General features: G+C 52.9%; 11 protein-coding genes. 6 read left to right on the plus strand and 5 right to left on the minus strand.

Translation table 11 applies throughout. From position 1 onward, the window contains the following. Nucleotides 1-130: 130 nt before the first annotated feature. The gene (gene cysB, locus FIU95_RS08855) at nt 131-1102 is read left to right on the plus strand and encodes an HTH-type transcriptional regulator CysB (protein WP_152453394.1); all 972 of its coding nucleotides are present in this window, start codon (nt 131-133) and stop codon (nt 1100-1102) included. 19 nt (nt 1103-1121) lie between these two features. Here the strand turns inward: cysB and FIU95_RS08860 are convergent, their stop codons facing one another. The 3 genes from FIU95_RS08860 to FIU95_RS08870 all read right to left on the minus strand — a co-directional run bounded on the left by FIU95_RS08860 (nt 1122) and on the right by FIU95_RS08870 (nt 3833). Then, a complete protein-coding gene (locus tag FIU95_RS08860) occupies nt 1122-1418 on the minus strand; it encodes a hypothetical protein (protein WP_152453396.1) in 297 nt (98 codons plus the stop codon). 168 nt (nt 1419-1586) lie between these two features. Beyond that, entirely contained in the window at nt 1587-2918 is a 1332-nt protein-coding gene (gene pabB / locus FIU95_RS08865) for an aminodeoxychorismate synthase component I (RefSeq protein ID WP_152453398.1), read from the minus strand. 87 nt (nt 2919-3005) lie between these two features. Next, nucleotides 3006-3833, minus strand: a complete 828-nt coding sequence (locus FIU95_RS08870) for a pyruvate, water dikinase regulatory protein (protein WP_152453400.1) — start codon at nt 3831-3833, stop codon at nt 3006-3008. Between the two features lie 197 nt (nt 3834-4030). Here FIU95_RS08870 and ppsA point away from each other — a divergent pair, with 197 nt between their 5' ends. From ppsA to rraA, 3 genes are all read left to right on the plus strand, one after another. Further along, the gene (ppsA, locus tag FIU95_RS08875) at nt 4031-6394 is read left to right on the plus strand and encodes a phosphoenolpyruvate synthase (protein WP_152453402.1); all 2364 of its coding nucleotides are present in this window, start codon (nt 4031-4033) and stop codon (nt 6392-6394) included. 433 nt (nt 6395-6827) lie between these two features. Beyond that, nucleotides 6828-7397 (plus strand): L,D-transpeptidase family protein, encoded by a 570-nt coding sequence (locus FIU95_RS08880; RefSeq protein ID WP_253868990.1) that lies wholly within the window; start codon nt 6828-6830, stop codon nt 7395-7397. A gap of 151 nt (nt 7398-7548) precedes the next feature. Then, on the plus strand, nt 7549-8028 hold the full coding sequence (rraA, locus tag FIU95_RS08885) for a ribonuclease E activity regulator RraA (RefSeq protein ID WP_152453404.1): 480 nt from the start codon (nt 7549-7551) through the stop codon (nt 8026-8028). 81 nt (nt 8029-8109) lie between these two features. Here the strand turns inward: rraA and FIU95_RS08890 are convergent, their stop codons facing one another. Continuing rightward, on the minus strand, nt 8110-9549 hold the full coding sequence (locus FIU95_RS08890) for a di-heme oxidoredictase family protein (RefSeq protein ID WP_152453406.1): 1440 nt from the start codon (nt 9547-9549) through the stop codon (nt 8110-8112). A gap of 338 nt (nt 9550-9887) precedes the next feature. On the opposite strand from FIU95_RS08890, the gene FIU95_RS08895 reads away from it, so the two are divergent. Next, complete coding sequence (locus FIU95_RS08895) at nt 9888-12179, plus strand: acyl-CoA dehydrogenase (RefSeq protein WP_152453408.1); 2292 nt, start codon at nt 9888-9890, stop codon at nt 12177-12179. A 24-nt stretch (nt 12180-12203) separates the two neighbouring features. Beyond that, nucleotides 12204-14408: an acetyl-CoA hydrolase/transferase C-terminal domain-containing protein gene (locus FIU95_RS08900; RefSeq protein ID WP_152453410.1), complete on the plus strand. Its 2205-nt coding sequence runs from the start codon at nt 12204-12206 to the stop codon at nt 14406-14408. On the opposite strand, the gene pta is transcribed toward FIU95_RS08900, so the two are convergent. After that, nucleotides 14398-16581, minus strand: a complete 2184-nt coding sequence (gene pta, locus FIU95_RS08905) for a phosphate acetyltransferase (RefSeq protein WP_152453412.1) — start codon at nt 16579-16581, stop codon at nt 14398-14400. The genes FIU95_RS08900 and pta overlap by 11 nt on opposite strands.

Below are 16581 nucleotides of genomic sequence, written 5' to 3' on the forward strand. Positions count from 1 at the left end.
CGTTGGCCCCGGCTTCGATTGGCTGCTATTCTTTTCTCGCATAACTCAAGATGTTTTTTATAACTAACAATTTATCTGTCAGAGTTGCACTCGTCCAGGGGCGGGATGATTGATACCAAAGGGAGGACTTATGAAGCTGCAGCAGTTGCGATATATCTGGGAAGTGGCACATCACGATCTCAACGTTTCTGCTACTGCGCAGAGCCTCTATACCTCCCAGCCGGGCATCAGCAAGCAGATTCGCCTTTTGGAAGACGAGCTTGGAGTGGAAATTTTTGCCCGCAGCGGCAAGCACCTGACCCGGGTAACTCCAGCGGGTGAGGCGATCCTCAAGACCGCTGGCGAAATTATGCGCAAAGTGGAAAATATCAAGCAGGTTGCCCAAGAGTTCAGTAATGACAAGAAGGGCAGCCTGGCAGTTGCCACTACTCATACCCAGGCGCGTTACGCGCTGCCCCCGGTCATCAAGCTGTTTATTTCCCGTTACCCGGATGTGTCTCTGCATATGCACCAAGGCACGCCCATGCAGATCTCGGAAATGGCGGCCGATGGCACAGCGGATTTCGCCATTGCCACCGAGGCGCTGGAGCTATTCAGTGATCTGGTGATGATGCCGGTGTACCGTTGGAATCGCTGTGTGCTAGTGCCTAAAGATCACCCTCTCTGCCATGCCAGTAAGCTGGACCTGGAAGAGGTTGCCAAATACCCGATAGTCACTTATGTGTTTGGCTTTACCGGTCGTTCAAAGCTGGATGAGGCGTTTCTGGAGAAAGGGCTTTCCCCTAAGGTGGTATTCACCGCCGCAGATGCGGACGTTATCAAAACCTATGTGCGGCTGGGACTGGGTATCGGCATAGTGGCGGATATGGCGGTGGATGGCGAGGACGAAGATCTGGTTGCCCTCGATGCGAGTAATCTGTTTGAGCCCAGCATCACCAAGATTGGCTTCCGTAAGGGAATTTTTCTGCGGGGCTTTATGTATGATTTCATCCAGCAGTTTGCACCGCATCTCACACGAGAGTTGGTGGACCAGGCGGCGCACGCCACGTCTAGGGCCGAAGTGGATGCGCTATTTGCCGATAAAGAGTTGCCAGTTTATTAAGGTGGCTGCTTAGCGGGGGCTAGGAGGCCTCCGCCTGTTGGATCAGCGGCTGCAACACTTCTTTGGCCAATTTAAAGTAGACGGTGTAAACCTCCGCATCCTGCCCCTCGCGCTCAACCACAAAGAATGGTGCACGATCCACGTTAAATTGCTGGGCAATTTGCATGCCGCTACTTTGCGGGTCGCGTACATCGGCTATCAAGGTTTGGTCGATAAACTTCAGCTGCCCATTCACTTCCAGTTTTTCCTGCACATCGCGACATTTGGCGCAGGGGGAGCCATCGGCAAGTATTTTTTTGACCAGTGTGATCTTCACAATAAATTCCTTGATCCAGTTAAGTGCTGAAATTGGCACTACTGGCATTGAATCTATCAGATGGCCTAATAACTTTGAAATATCAATCCTGGATAAATCTATAACCAAAAAGCTGTAGTAAGACTACAGGAAAGCCCGCCAGAAGCTGATTCCCGGCGGGCGGGGCAATTAATGGAGGAATTGCTCTGCGGTCTCTAGGAGTAAGTGTACTTTGGCCAGGCACTCATTGTGTTCTGCCACTGGGTCAGAGTCTGCAACTATACCCCCACCGGCAGCGCAGGTAATGCGGCCATTGCTGGCACTGAAGGTGCGGATTGCAATATTGGTATCGGCGCGACCGCAGCTGCTGATATAGCCGATGCTGCCGCAATAGATGCCTCGCGGGCTGCTCTCCAACTCGCGGATCACCTCCATAGAGCGGCGCTTGGGGGCGCCAGTAATGGAGCCACCTGGAAAGCAGGCTGCCAGGAGATCGCTATAGGCCGAATCCTCGTGCATTTCTCCGGTCACGACGCTGACCAAATGGTGGACATTGGCAAAGCTGGTCAACTGGAATAATTCAGGCACGCGCACACTGCCACTGCGGCACAACTTGCTGAAATCATTGCGCAACAGATCCACAATCATCAGGTTTTCCGCGCGATCTTTAGGGCTTCTCTGTAAGGTAAACGCAGCCCGTTGATCCTCTACTGGGTCGGCCGCTCTGGCTGCGGTGCCCTTGATGGGTTCGGTGCGTAAACTGCTGCCATCGGCGCGGATAAAACGCTCCGGTGATAAGCTCAGCAGACTGCCCTGGGGTAGCTCCATAAAGGCAGAAAAGGGGCCGGCTACACGTTGGCGCAACGCCATATAGGCACTGAAGAGGTCGCCTTCATAAGGGGCACTGAAGCGCTGAGTAAAGTTTGCCTGGTAGACATCCCCAGCCGCAATATATTCGAGGATGCGTTCAATGCGCTCCTGGTAGTCCGTGGCGCTGAATTCATGGGCGAATGGTGCCAACAGTCGAAAGCCTTTCAGATCTTGATCCTGCTCCCACTGCACCGATTTAAAGCGATCGATCAGCTCGCGTACCTGCCTGGCTGGGCAGGCTGGGTGGAATACCAGGTGGCTGGAACCCAGCTGATGGTCCGCGATAAAAGCCCAGCTATAAAGCCCAAAGAAGCCTGCGGGAAGGTCTGTGGGCCGGATATCCGCCGGCAAATAGTTTCCGCTGGTGCCCAGTTCATAGCCTGCGAAGCCTATCATCCCTCCGCAGAAGGGTAGTTGCGAGTCCCGCTCCTGTGGGCAGAGCTCACGGCTCAGGTCATCCACTTGAGTGAAAGGTTCACTGCTGTCTGCTGCCAGTTCCAGCGTATTGAGGGGGTCGGCGCTGATAATATCGTATCGGCCACCGCTGCTGAGAGGGCGGCCGCTATCGAGCCACACCGGCACCGGAAGATCTGCAATCGCCCGAAAGGCCGCGGCAGAATTGAGTGAATAGGGCAGGGAGACTATTTGCATATCAAAACACGGCAGTCTGGAAGACGGCGCACACTACACACTTTGACGCGGCGTGAAAAGGGCGGCTGGCCCCTTGGTCAATCCTTATTAGTCAATCCTGCGCTCGATGCCTGCCTGGGACATCAGGCGGGTTGCGAGCTCCTCCACGGAAAGTTGGGTGGCGTTGAGGAAGGGCACCTGTGCCCGCCTCAGCATCTGTTCGACTTGGCGCACCTCAAATTCACACTGTTCTTTAGAAGCGTAGCGGCTATTGGCGCGTCTTTCCTGTCGAATCTGCATCAGCCGCTTGGGGTCTATGGTGAGGCCGAAGAGTTTGCGGTGGTAGGGGCGCAATATCTTCGGCAGGGTGGTGGAGTCCATATCTTCTTCGGTGATGGGGTAATTGGCGGCGCGCAGCCCAAACTGTAGGGCTAAATAGAGGCAGGTGGGGGTTTTGCCGGAGCGGGAGACCCCGAGCAATATCACATCCGCCTGTTCAAATTCACTGATACGGCGGCCGTCGTCATTGTCCATAGCAAAATGCACCGCATCGATACGCTCACTGTAGCGGCGATTGTTGGCAATGCCATGGGAAACATTAACGGTTTGAGTGGGGTCGCGCCCAAATAAATTGGCCAGAGGTGTCAGGTAGTTCTCGAATACATCCAACATCAGTGCGGGGCTTTGGTGCAGCTGATCGCGAATCTGATTTGACACGATGCTGGTAATAATAATGGGCTGTAACCCAGACTCTTGCGAGGCTCTATCGATACGCTGTAAAGCTTGTTGAACTTTCTCAGCCGAGTCTATGTAGGGCAGGGTCACCTGCTCGACATGCTGATCCTGAAACTGCGCCAACAGGCTGTGGCCAATGGCCTCCACGGTGAGGCCGGTTCCATCGGAAATAAAAAAGGCGGTGCGTTTGTCTTTTGCCATGCTGCTTCTCTGTCTGTTGGCGGGACCTTTTCAGTGGCCGCTAGTATAGGGGCGGTGGGCCAAAAGGTCTTATTTTCTGAGCGCCATGTCATCTTGTAGAAAATTTACAACATTTTGGCCGTTTTTACTGGGCTATTTTTTACAAGACTCATCCTTATAATCAGCGCCCAACAAACCTGATTTCAGAGGGCCTTCACTTGACGAATTTCACCATCGACTTTGCAAAACTGGGAATGGATGATGTCGACAAGGTCGGCGGTAAAAACGCATCGCTCGGCGAGATGATCTCATCTCTGGCCGGTGCTGGTGTGAGTGTACCGGGCGGCTTTGCGACTACTGCGGAGGCCTTTCGGGCTTTCCTGGCCCATGAACAGTTGGAGCAGCGTATCGCCGAGCGTCTGAAAGGGCTCGATGTCGGTGATGTTACTGAACTCGCCAAAGCGGGCGATGAAATTCGCAATTGGATCTTACAGACTCCTTTCCCCGCACAACTGGAAAAAGAGATCCGCGATGGCTACGAAGCCCTGGGTGGCGGTGAGACAGCCGTTGCTGTGCGCTCCTCTGCTACTGCGGAAGACTTACCAGATGCCTCTTTCGCTGGTCAGCAAGAGACCTTCCTGAATATCCGCGGTATCGATGCGGTATTGACTGCGGTTAAAGAAGTCTTTGCTTCTCTCTACAACGACCGCGCCATTGCCTATCGTGTGCACACGGGTTACGCGGATGTTGGCGTTGCTCTATCTGCGGGTATTCAGCACATGGTGCGCAGTGAAACTGGTGCAGCCGGTGTGATGTTCACCCTGGATACCGAAAGTGGATTCCGCGATGTGATCTTTATCACCGCGGCCTTCGGTTTGGGTGAAACTGTTGTGCAGGGGGCTGTGAACCCCGACGAGTTCTACCTCTACAAGCCTGCTTTGGATGCCGGACGCCCGGCGATCCTGCGTCGCAATCGCGGCAGCAAAGCGATCAAGATGGTGTACGACGAAAGCGGTGAGTGTGGGCGCTCTGTAAAAACCGTTGAGGTTGCAGAGGAAGATCGTCAGCGTTTTGCCCTGAACGATGAAGAGTTAACCAGCCTGGCGGTGCAGGCCCGCAAAATTGAAGAGCACTATGGTCGCCCGATGGATATCGAGTGGGCCAAAGACGGCGATACTGGCAAGCTGTTTATCGTACAGGCGCGTCCTGAGACCGTACGCTCCCGCGATCAGGGTACCCACATAGAGCGCTACAGCTTGCAGGAGCGCGGTGAAGTACTGTGTGAAGGGCGCGCTATTGGTCAGCGCATCGGTGCCGGCCGCGTGCGTAAGCTGAAGTCTGTTGAAGATATGGCGGCTATGCAGGACGGCGAGGTGCTGGTGACCGATATGACCGACCCGGATTGGGAGCCGGTTCTGAAGAAAGCCAGCGCAATTGTCACCAACCGCGGCGGCCGTACCTGTCACGCGGCGATTATTGCCCGCGAACTGGGGATTCCCGCAGTGGTTGGCTGTGGAAACGCCACTGAATTATTGGAAAATGGCACTCCGGTGACCGTATCTTGTGCTGAAGGCGACACCGGTTTTGTGATGTCTGGCGAGCTGAATTTCCAGCGTGAGGAAACTGAAGTTTCCGAGATGCCGGACCTGCCTTTCAAGATTATGCTCAACGTGGGCAATCCGGATCGCGCTTTTGCTTTCAGCCACCTGCCCAATCAGGGTGTTGGCCTGGCGCGTTTGGAATTTATCCTGAACCGCATGATTGGTATTCACCCGAAAGCGCTGCTCGAGCTGGATAGTTTGCCGGAAGATCTGCAACAGAATATCCGTGAGCGCATTGGCGGCTACGCTTCTCCGGAAGACTTTATTGTTGAGAAGTTGGTGGAAGGTATCGCTACCCTGGCCGCCGCTTTTGCGCCTAATCGTGTGATTGTGCGTCTGTCAGACTTTAAGTCCAACGAATATGCACACTTGGTGGGTGGTCAGCTGTACGAGCCCAGCGAAGAGAACCCGATGCTCGGTTTCCGTGGTGCGGCCCGTTACCGCTCCGAAGATTTCCGTCAGTGCTTCGCTCTGGAGTGTCGCGCGCTGAAAAAAGTGCGTGATGAGATGGGCTTGACCAATGTAGAGATTATGGTGCCCTTCGTGCGCACGCCGGAAGAGGCGGAAGAGGTGGTCGGCCTGCTCGCCGAGAATGGCTTGCGTCGCGGTGAGGGTGGCCTGAAGGTCATCATGATGTGCGAACTGCCCTCGAATGCTCTGCTGGCCGAAGAGTTCCTGCAGCACTTTGACGGTTTCTCTATCGGTTCCAACGACCTGACCCAGCTTACCCTGGGCCTGGATCGGGATTCCGGCCTGGTGGCTGACCTGTTCGATGAGCGAAACCCTGCGGTTAAGGCCTTGCTGTCCCGCGCCATTCAGGCCTGTAAAAAAGCCGGTAAATATGTGGGCATTTGCGGTCAAGGGCCTTCTGACCACAAAGACTTCGCCCGTTGGTTGATGGATGAAGGGATTGACAGTGTTTCCCTGAACCCCGACACGGCTGTGGATACTTGGCTATTCCTGGCTAACGAAGAAGCCTGATTTCCTAGTAAAGCGGCCCTATAGGGCCGCTTTTTCTATTTAAACACCTCTCGCGCGGCTGTGGTTTTTTTTTGTTCGAGCCGTTTCGCATCTGCTCAAAAATTAGACTCCAGTTGCCGCTTACCTCGATAACTTCGGATTTTATCCTGCTATTTCAGTGTGAGATTTGCAGATCACACACTACCGAAAAAATTCAACACTCTATGGCTTACCCGCCAAGAGAAGAATTCATTCTAAGTCTTATCACCAGCCTCAATAGAATCGGAAGAGTCCTGAGGCAGCGCGTTGATAGAAAAAAACCTAGCGCAATTTGCTTTGGTGCTGATTCACCTGCAGGGGTAAATCCCCCGGTGTTGAAGTTTAAGTGGTACCGGTAGGGCTGTTTTCCTGTCCGTCCACTTTGGCAGAACAGAGAAAGTTGTTGAGGTGAGCTATGCATACGAGCAGACAGTTACAAATTCCGATATGGCATATTTTCCTGATGTTGTGTCTCCTGGCGCTACTCGCTGTTCCTCCGGCAATGGCAAAGCCCCGTGGAGGTAACTGGTTTGATGATCGCGCTGCAGCCAGGGGAGGGAGTGCTTCAATCAGAATTGATTTGAGCGAGCAACGCGCTTATCTCTACAAAGGCGGTAAATTGGTTGGGGTTTCTAGAATTTCATCGGGCAAGCGGGGCTACAGTACGCGCCCGGGACATTTCCGAGTACTGTCCAAACATCCCCATCACCGCTCTTCGATCTACGGTAGCTATGTGGATAGACGCACAGGCAGAGTTGTGAGATCTAATGTGAATACCCGTAAGCACCGCCGCCCTGCCGGTACCGTATATCGCGGTGCGAAAATGAATAATTACATTCGTTTTAATGGCGGCATCGGTCTACATGCTTCAGGTCATGTGCCCGGATATCCAGCTTCCCACGGATGTGTACGCATGCCGCCGCACATGGCAAGTAAGTTTTATCGCCATGTGCGCGTAGGTACCCCGGTACGTGTTACGCACTAAAAATGGCGTAACGCATAGAGCAGTTTTGTAGCAGCGAAGCCTTGGCCGGGTATTATCTACAGGGATGATACCCGGTATTTATTTGTCAGCCTGCCACCAAAGTTACGGTACCGCTATCATCACTTTTTACGGAATGATTGCGAGAGGACTTATGTCAATTTCAACCCCCGATTTGTGTGATGCCCACGGCGATGCAGTACAAGTGGTTGAGCCGATGTTTATTAATTACGGAGGTCGTGAGAGCTTTGGCGGTCAAATCGTAACTATTAAATGTTTCGAGGATAATTCTTTGGTGCGTGAGCTCGTTGCAGAACCTGGGCAGGGCAAGGTTTTGGTGGTTGATGCGGGCGGTTCTTTGCGCCGTGCCTGCCTTGGGGATATGCTCGCCGAGAAAGCAGTCGCTAATGGCTGGGAAGGTATTGTCATGTATGGCTGTATCCGCGATGTCGATCAGATTGCGGCGCTGGATCTGGGGGTGCAGGCCCTGGGTACACACCCAATGAAAACTGAGAAAAAAGGGATTGGCGAGCGGGATCTGGAAGTCACTTTTGGCGGGGTGAGTTTCCGCCCAGGTGATTATCTCTATGGGGATAACAACGGCATTATTGTTGCACAAAAACAACTGGTATGAACTGCAGCCTCAATAAGTGATTGGGAATAAAAATGCCCACTGGCAACTTCGCTGCCGCGGGCATTTTTCTCAGGGAGCCGTTTATCGATTGATTAAATCAGAAACCGGGTCCCTCGGCATGCGTAAGGACATCAGAAAATAAAGAATCTTGTTCTTGTCCTCATCTGTCAGATTCTGGAAATTTTCTGCGGCATAGCCGGCATCGCTACCAGGATTATCATGTAACAGTATGGCTTCTACCAAAGTGAGAGCACGGCCATCGTGCATGTAGGGTGCAGTGTCTGCCACTCCCCACAGGCGTGCGGTAATAAACTCCCTGTTTTGTACCTCATCTAGGAAGAAAGCCGTTTCAGATAGTGCGATGCCCATATCATGGCGCTTTAGATCTGAGAACATTTCGACTTCAACCCCAGCCCCAAAAATAGTTTTAAAAATTGTGGGGGGTTTACTCAGATCTACCTCATAGAAAGTATCTTCAAATGGAGCTTCAGGAGAGCCGGTCAGCTTGTAGGGTAACTTTCTGCGCTCAGTGGTCATAACGGGTCGATGGCAGTCGGCACAGCCTATTTGACTGAACAGTTTACGACCGTCGGTATTTTTTGTGGATTCTATCTTGAAGGGGCGGTCCAGCGTGGTGACAAAAATACTAATCGCTGAAAGATCACCGACAGATATTTCATTGGTTACGCCGTCATTGTCTTCATCGGCATCCTCTCCACCAAATTTTTCGGTCGCTTGCATGCCCATGTGAAATGAAAGAGCATCCATCGCGAATTCGCGGGCTGAAGCCACATCTCCCTTCCTGCCAAAAGGCCGCACGACCAAATCCTCATCGACGCCTTTCACATTACTAGTATCCAGGTTGCCATCCTCATCGGCAACGATGGTGCCAAAATTAACGGATTTAGTATCCAGGCTGACAACGGTTCCAGGGTTGTCTAGGGCATATTGTTTGAGACCCTGAAGCTCAAAGGTCATTTCTCTAGCCACTAATTCAATGCCCCCGGAACCAAATAAAAAGAGGGGGTTGATCAGGCGGCCGTCATATTCGGCAGTACCATCAAAGCTCTCATCAATGACATCAATATTTACCGGACGCAGCATTGCACTGGTGCTAAAACCGCCGCCGCCGCCAATACCCATCGTGGGCGGCACAGTCCTGTTGCTGACGATACTATGGCATTCCAGGCAGTTCTGAGAGTCGAGACCATTGACTCGCAGGAAGGTGCCGTTGCCCTGTAATGTCGGCCGATTGCCGGCATCGGCAGAGTGGTTATCGGGCTGGGATTCATCGTGTGGGCCATCCCCATAACCATCGTAGCGATTGAAGGGGGTGCTAAAGATGAGCATTCCTGCCCGGCGAATTTCATCCAGGGTTAGTTCACCCTCCACAATTTGTCCCTGGGTAATTCTGTCTTCCGGGGCTAACCGGGGGCCTTCTCCCACCAGATTGGCGAAGAGCAGTGTGGGGGTTATTAGTAGTCCAACACCGGCAAGTGAGTTCACAAGAGTCTGCTTCATATGAGCATCCTAAGTTCAATGCTTTCTATCAACTGATCCAGAGCTTCATTTGCGGCGTCCATTCCATCTCTCTAAATATAGGTAGATTTTCCCAGGGATATCGCGACAACTGGCGCCTCATGCATCTTTTTGACGTATAAATTTCAGGTTCTCTTGGGCGCCTGCTCTTTTCTGCTCATTAACGGCGCTCTGGATAAGGTCTTGAAGAAAAGAAATTCGCGTCAGGTGGGTCTTAAATGGCGTATCTGCAACGTTCTATTGCCGTGGAGGCTCTGTGAGATCATTCAGCGACTCCTCAAGTCCATTCGTTGCCTATCATTGTCTTTTGAAATAACACCATGGCTTCTGGAAAGTGGCTGGGTATTTTGCCGCTACAGATACTACGGAAGGTAAAAATGAGCGAGCTGCGCAAGAAATTCTTTACCAAACCCCTGCTGAACATTATCAAGAGGGTTTTGCCGCCAATATCGCAAACTGAGCGAGAAGCAATGGAGGCCGGGGAGGTTTGGTGGGATGCCCAGCTACTTTCCGGCAAACCGGATTGGAAGCAACTGCTGGATATGGGGCCACCGGAGCTGAGTGAGGAGGAGCAGGCCTTTCTCGACGGGCCTGTCGAAGAGCTCTGCAAAATGGTCAACGATTGGCAAATCAGCTTTGTCGAGCACGATATTCCAGAGCCTGTATGGGAGTTTCTGCGAAAAAACCGCTTTTTCGGCATCATTATCCCTAAAAAATATGGCGGCCTCGGCTTTTCCCCCACCGCACATGCAGAAATAGTGACCAAGATTTCCACGCGCAGTAACACCGTGGGTGTGACAGTCATGGTGCCAAATTCCCTGGGGCCGGGTGAATTACTGCTTGCCCATGGAACCCAGGAACAAAAAGACCACTATTTGCCCCGACTCGCCGATGGCACGGATATTCCCTGTTTTGGCCTGACCAGCCCTCAGGCAGGTTCCGATGCGGCCGCCATGATCGACCGTGGGGAAGTTTGTTACGGAGACTATAAGGGGGAAAAGGTCTTGGGCATGCGTGTCAACTGGCACAAGCGCTACATCACCCTGGGACCTATTGCCACGGTTTTGGGGCTCGCCTTTAAGCTGTACGACCCGGAGCATATTCTCGGCGATAAAGAGGAGTTGGGAATTACCGTGGCACTGGTTCCCACTGATACCGAGGGCGTGACTATTGGTCAGCGCCATCTACCCGCGATGCAGGCCTTCCAGAATGGCCCCAATTGGGGGAAAGATGTTTTTATTCCCATGGAATGGATTATCGGTGGCCAGGAGAACGTCGGTAAGGGCTGGGAAATGCTGATGAGTGCCTTGGCTGCGGGCCGGGGTATCTCACTGCCCTCGCTCTCCACTGGCGGCGCCAAGATGGCTGCAAGAACCACCGGCGCCTACGCTCGTATTCGCGAACAATTCAATATTCCCGTAGGGCGATTTGAAGGGGTACAACGGCGCTTAGCGGAAATTGCCGCTATTGCCTTCGTGCTCGATAGTGCCCACAAAACAACTACCAGGGCGCTGGATGACGGCATCAAGCCGGCGGTCATTACCGCAATTATGAAAGCCAGTGCAACGGGAGGGCTGCGCCAGGCCATTGATGACGCCATGGATATCCATGCGGGCAAGGCAATAATGGATGGGCCATTGAATTATTTGGGTAATGCTTATCGCGCTGTACCAGTGGCGATTACGGTAGAAGGCGCAAACCTGCTAACCCGCAGCTTGATGATCTTCGGCCAGGGGGCGATACGCTGCCATCCCTATATACTCGATGAAATGCTCGCAGCCGAAAACCCTAATACGGAAGAGGGGTTGGAGCAATTAGATCGGTTGTTACCCAAACACATGTGGTTCCAGGTCAAAACGCTGCTGCGTGGAGTGTTTCACGGTTGGACCGTGGGGCTCTTTGCCAGCAGTCCGCGCAATGTCGGGGGCGCGGCTAAGTATTTCCGTCAGATCAATCGCTATTCGGCTGTGCTGACTCTGGTTACAGAAGTCTCTCTGATCACTTTGGGCGGAGAGCTGAAAAGGAAAGAATTGATCTCCTCCCGGCTTGGCGATGTACTCAGCCAGTTGTATCTGCTGAGTTGTACCCTCAAGCGTTTCTATGACGACGGTAATCCAAAAGATGATTTGCCGTTATTGGAATACGCTATGCGCGATGGCTTACATAAAATTGAAGTTCAGTTGCTGGAAGTCTTTCAGAATTTCCCGCGTCCTTTCTTTGGCCAGATAATGCATTTCCTGACCATGCCTTGGGGACACAGTATTCACACCGCCTCGGATCGCCAGGCTAGGGCCTGTGCAGAATTGCTGCTGAACCCCTCTAAGACTCGAGACCGTTTAACTCGTGGTGTTTTCCTCGGCAATCCTGGAGACGGGATCGATATTGTCGAGCAGGCTTTTGATAAAGTCTGTGCATCGGAGCGTGCGCGGGAGAAGCTAAAAAAAGGTGGTATTCGCACTCTCAGTCGCGAGTCAGTGGAAGAGGGGCTGCAACGCAACTTGATTAGTAGTGAAGAGGCGGATGCCCTTCGGGAAGCCGCTGATGCGGTGGATAAGGCTATTCAGGTCGATCATTTCGATCACTTGGCCAGGGAGGCTGGGCAAATCCAATAGCGCTGCGAGGGAAGTCTGATCTACATGGAAGTCTCTCCCAATAAAGTACCTCAACGCTTTAACGCTGTTGAGGCTTGTATTGATGCACTTCTGCAAAAAGTCGGTAAAAAAATTGTACTGGGGTTGCCCCTGGGGCTGGGAAAGGCCAATCACTTTGCCAATGCCCTTTACGCACGTGCCGCTGCCGATCCATCTATCTCCCTGACCATCTTTACTGCGCTGACCCTTGAGCGCCCCCGGGGGGATAGTGATATCACTCGCCGCTTTGTACAGCCATTGCTGGATCGCCTTTACAGTCACTACCAGGATCTTGGGTATGTGGCGGCACGAAGAAAAGGAGAGCTCCCCAATAATGTTGAGGTGATAGAGTTTTTTATGGAGCCCGGTGCCTTACTGGGTAACCACTATGCGCAACAGCATTATGTCAGCACGAATTATACCGAGGTGCCCGCCGAACTTCTGCGCAGCGGGATCAATGTGATCGCGCAAATGGTGTCGCCCTCACCAATGGGGGATAAATACAGTTTAAGTTGTAATCCGGATCTGACACTACCGCTTTTGTTAATGGCCTCAGAACACAAAGAAAAGCCATTTTTTTTACTTGGGGAGGTGAACCCCCAGTTACCTTATATGCCCGGTAGCAGTGAACTTGCTGAGACGGAGTTTGATTTTTTACTCGAAGGGGAGAGCTTCGATACCCCCTTATTTCCCGCTCCAGCCATGCCGGTGAGTTTTACCGAGTACGCTATCGCTTTTCACATTGCCAGCCTGGTTACTGATGGTGGCACATTGCAAGTGGGTATCGGTGCCCTGGGCGATGCGGTTTGTCATGTACTGCGCCTGCGCCACACAGAAAACACATTATTCTCCCGTTTGCTGGGGGAACTGATCGGGACCGAGCTGCCCCCTTATCGGAAAAGCCTGCCTCTGCAAATAGCGCCTTTTCAGCGGGGACTCTATGGTGCCAGTGAAATGGTTCCCCATGGCTTTTTACATCTGCGCAGGGCAGGAGTTTTAATCCGCGAAGTGTACGGCGATGAGGCGCTGCAGGAGCTATTGGATTCCGATGTCATCACCCACACGGTGAATGAGGAGACCTTACTCGCTCTTCAGAAGTGTGGCCGTATCCATTGCCCTTTAACCACTGAAGATACGGAGTTTCTACAACGATTCGGTATTGTAGATCCGAGTTACAGCTGGCGCGGCCACAAGTTGCTGACTCCCGATGGTGAGGAAGAGGAGTGTGATCTGCACAGTGAGCACGGCCGGCGGCGTCTGATAGGCAATTGTCTGAATAACAAATTGAAAGGGGGCATCTGGCTTCACGGTGGCTTCTATCTAGGTCCGGAAGTAATGTATCGAGAGCTACGCGATCTGGCTCCAGTCGAGCGGGCGGGCATTGATATGACCTCCATCGATTTCACTAACGACCTTCAAGACCAGCAGCTGTTAAAGCGAGCCCAGCGCAAACACGCCCGCTTTGTAAATTCAGCCATGATGGTGACCTTGGGCGGGGCGGTTATTTCCGATGCTTTGATGGATAACCAGGTAGTTAGCGGTGTTGGTGGGCAATACAATTTTGTAGCTCAGGCGTTCGCACTGCCGGGTGCCCGCTCTATCATTGCGCTGCCGAGTACACGGGTTCGCGATGGAATTTGTGAAAGCAATATTGTGTGGGAATACCCTCATACCACTATACCCAGACACTTGCGGGATATCGTGGTAACTGAATACGGTGCGGTGGATCTGCGCGGTAAGACGGATCGGGATGTGATGATCTCCATGCTCAGCATTTGCGATGCACGATTCCAGGCTGTGTTGCTGGAGCAGGCCAAATATGCCGGCAAGATTGAAAAGGGTTTTGCTATTCCTGCTGAGTTTAATCGGAATACCCCGGAGCATATTGCCGAGATTTTTTCCGATGAAAAGTCCCTGGCAATGCTACCTTATTATCCATTGGGAACGGACTTTACCGATGAAGAGGGATTATTGGCCGTTGCACTCCAGCAGTTGAGGGCGGCCGACCGCAGTTGGTGGCGAATGCTGATGACGGTGATCAAGGGTCGCGGAGTATGGCGGGATAAATCTGAAGAGTTCGCGTTTATCCATCGTTGCCTGGAGCGGATGGGCTGCGATCATTCGGATACCTATGAGCACCGCTTGGAGGCCTATGTCATTGCCGCTGCACTGCATGATTATATCGACACCCGCCGCCCTCTCAGTGGTTAGGAGCTGAGGATTGTTCAGCGAGTTGCTGCTGACGTTGTTGGGCCTGAATAGCAGTCAGTGCAATGGTGTAGACAATATCGTCTACCAGGGCGCCGCGGGAAAGATCATTTACTGGTTTGCGCAATCCCTGCAACATGGGACCAATACTGACCAGGTCCGCACTGCGCTGTACAGCTTTATAAGTCGTGTTGCCGGTGTTTAGGTCGGGAAAAATAAAAACGGTGGCACGGCCGGCAACTGGACTCTGTGGTGCTTTTTGTTTGGCCACATTTTCGATGAGTGCCGCGTCGTATTGCAATGGTCCATCAATAATCAGGTTGGGCCTCCTTTCCCTGGCGATTTGTGTTGCTTCCCGCACTTTGTCCACGTCTAACCCAGTCCCTGAGGTACCAGTGGAGTAACTGATCATCGCCACACGGGGTTCGATACCAAAAGCTGCTGCTGAGTCTGCTGATTGGATGGCAATAGCGGCCAGTTGACTGGCGTTGGGATCGGGATTAATCGCGCAGTCCCCGTATACCAGCACTTGCTCGGGTAGAAGCATAAAGAAAATTGAGGAAACCAGTTCTTCACCTGGGGCTGCTTTGATTAATTGCAGGGCGGGGCGGATAGTATTGGCGGTGGTGTGAATAGCGCCTGAAACCAGGCCATCTACCTGGTCCAGAGCCAGCATCATAGTGCCCAATACCACATTGTCTTGCAGCTGTTCTTTCGCGACTACTTGGGTGAGTCCTTTGTTTTTACGCAAAGCCACCATGGGCTCAATATAATTTTCCCTGACATCCTCCGGCTTGATGATTTCTATCTGCTTATTGAGTTTAAGGCCCTGTTGCTCGGCAACTCGTTGGATAGTATCACCTCTCCCCAGTAGTATGGGTTGCGCAATATCGCGGTCTACACAGGCCAGAGCCGCGCGAATTGTGCGAGGCTCTTCTCCCTCCGGCAGTACAATGCGTTTTAATGCCCGTCGGGCCAACTCTGTCAGGTGGTAGCGAAAAGCTGGGGGTGCCATGCGGCGCGGCCGCTGGGAGACCTGGCTGAGGGATTGCACCCAGTTGCTATCCAGGTGACTGGCGAAAAAATCCTGTACCCGGTTTACCCGCTCGCGGTCATCTGCAGGGGTGCGCAGATTAAAAGTTTGCAGCTCCATAACGGTATGCCAGGTGTTGGAGCCAACCAGCATTACCGGAAGACCGGTCTCCATGGCGGGCGTGCAAAGTTTGTGTACGCCGCGATCTAGTCGATAGCCTCCAGTCAGTAATAAACAGCCAATCTTTACACCATTCATTGCCGCCAAACTGGCCCCAACCATGACATCGGGCCTATCGGCGGAGGTTATCAATAGTGCCCCGGGGGAAAATCGGTGCAGCATATTGGGGAGTGATCTGGAGCAGAAGGTCACACTGCGTAAACGGCGACTCTCTAATTCTCCACGGTTAATCAACTGTGCATTGAAGTGACGAACGAGATCCAGTGCGCGGGGTGCCAGTAGCTGTGCGTTCCAGGGAATAGCGCCGACAATACGCAAGGGGATCTGACGGTAGAGGGCTTTGCGGTCGATAGTTGCGGAGCTGGGCTCCTGTTTGGCGCCCACCGAGATAAAGTGACCACCGGGTGGGTCGGTTATGCGGGGTGGGGCATCCAGCTTATTGATAATGCAGCCCACCACTGGGTTGGATGGCCCCTCCCCAAACGATTGCATGGCAAACTGCAGGCGTTCTCTGAGCTGACGGATATTGCCTGTGTGCAGGCTGGCAACCAGAACCACTTCTGCATCCAGGGTTTTCGCCACTTGGGAGTTTAACTGGTCTGCATATTGGTTGAGCCCGCCGGGTAAAAGGCCCTCCACAACGATGATATCCGCAGCTGGAAAACTACTGCGGTAGCGGGCCAATATTTTCTCCTGCAACTCCGCGGAATCACCTGCAGCAATCATGGCCTCCGCTTGCTGTGCGCTGATTGAAGGGGGAATATCCAGCTTAGTGGTTTGTCGCAGTACCTCGGTTGTTCTCTCGATGGCGCCATCGCGAGAAGGGGGTTCACTGACAGGCTTAAAAAACTGGGTTTCCACACGGTTGCGTTCCAGTGCCCGTATCAAGCCCAGGCTTACTGAGGTGATCCCCACGCCCACTTCCAGTGGGATCAGCATCAAGGTGCGTGCATTCTGTGACAT

Origin of the sequence: Microbulbifer sp. THAF38 (assembly GCF_009363535.1) — a bacterium.
In the GTDB taxonomy this organism is placed as follows: domain Bacteria; phylum Pseudomonadota; class Gammaproteobacteria; order Pseudomonadales; family Cellvibrionaceae; genus Microbulbifer.

Excerpts from the sequence above, each read along its gene's own strand:
- cysB (WP_152453394.1), top strand. The coding sequence starts at position 131 with ATGAAGCTGCAGCAGTTGCGATATATCTGGGAAGTGGCACATCACGAT.
- pabB (WP_152453398.1), bottom strand. The coding sequence starts at position 2,918 with ATGCAAATAGTCTCCCTGCCCTATTCACTCAATTCTGCCGCGGCCTTT.
- FIU95_RS08870 (WP_152453400.1), bottom strand. The coding sequence starts at position 3,833 with ATGGCAAAAGACAAACGCACCGCCTTTTTTATTTCCGATGGAACCGGC.
- FIU95_RS08880 (WP_253868990.1), top strand. The coding sequence starts at position 6,828 with ATGCATACGAGCAGACAGTTACAAATTCCGATATGGCATATTTTCCTG.
- rraA (WP_152453404.1), top strand. The coding sequence starts at position 7,549 with ATGTCAATTTCAACCCCCGATTTGTGTGATGCCCACGGCGATGCAGTA.
- FIU95_RS08890 (WP_152453406.1), bottom strand. The coding sequence starts at position 9,549 with ATGAAGCAGACTCTTGTGAACTCACTTGCCGGTGTTGGACTACTAATA.
- FIU95_RS08895 (WP_152453408.1), top strand. The coding sequence starts at position 9,888 with ATGGCTTCTGGAAAGTGGCTGGGTATTTTGCCGCTACAGATACTACGG.
- FIU95_RS08900 (WP_152453410.1), top strand. The coding sequence starts at position 12,204 with ATGGAAGTCTCTCCCAATAAAGTACCTCAACGCTTTAACGCTGTTGAG.
- pta (WP_152453412.1), bottom strand. The coding sequence starts at position 16,581 with ATGTCACAGAATGCACGCACCTTGATGCTGATCCCACTGGAAGTGGGC.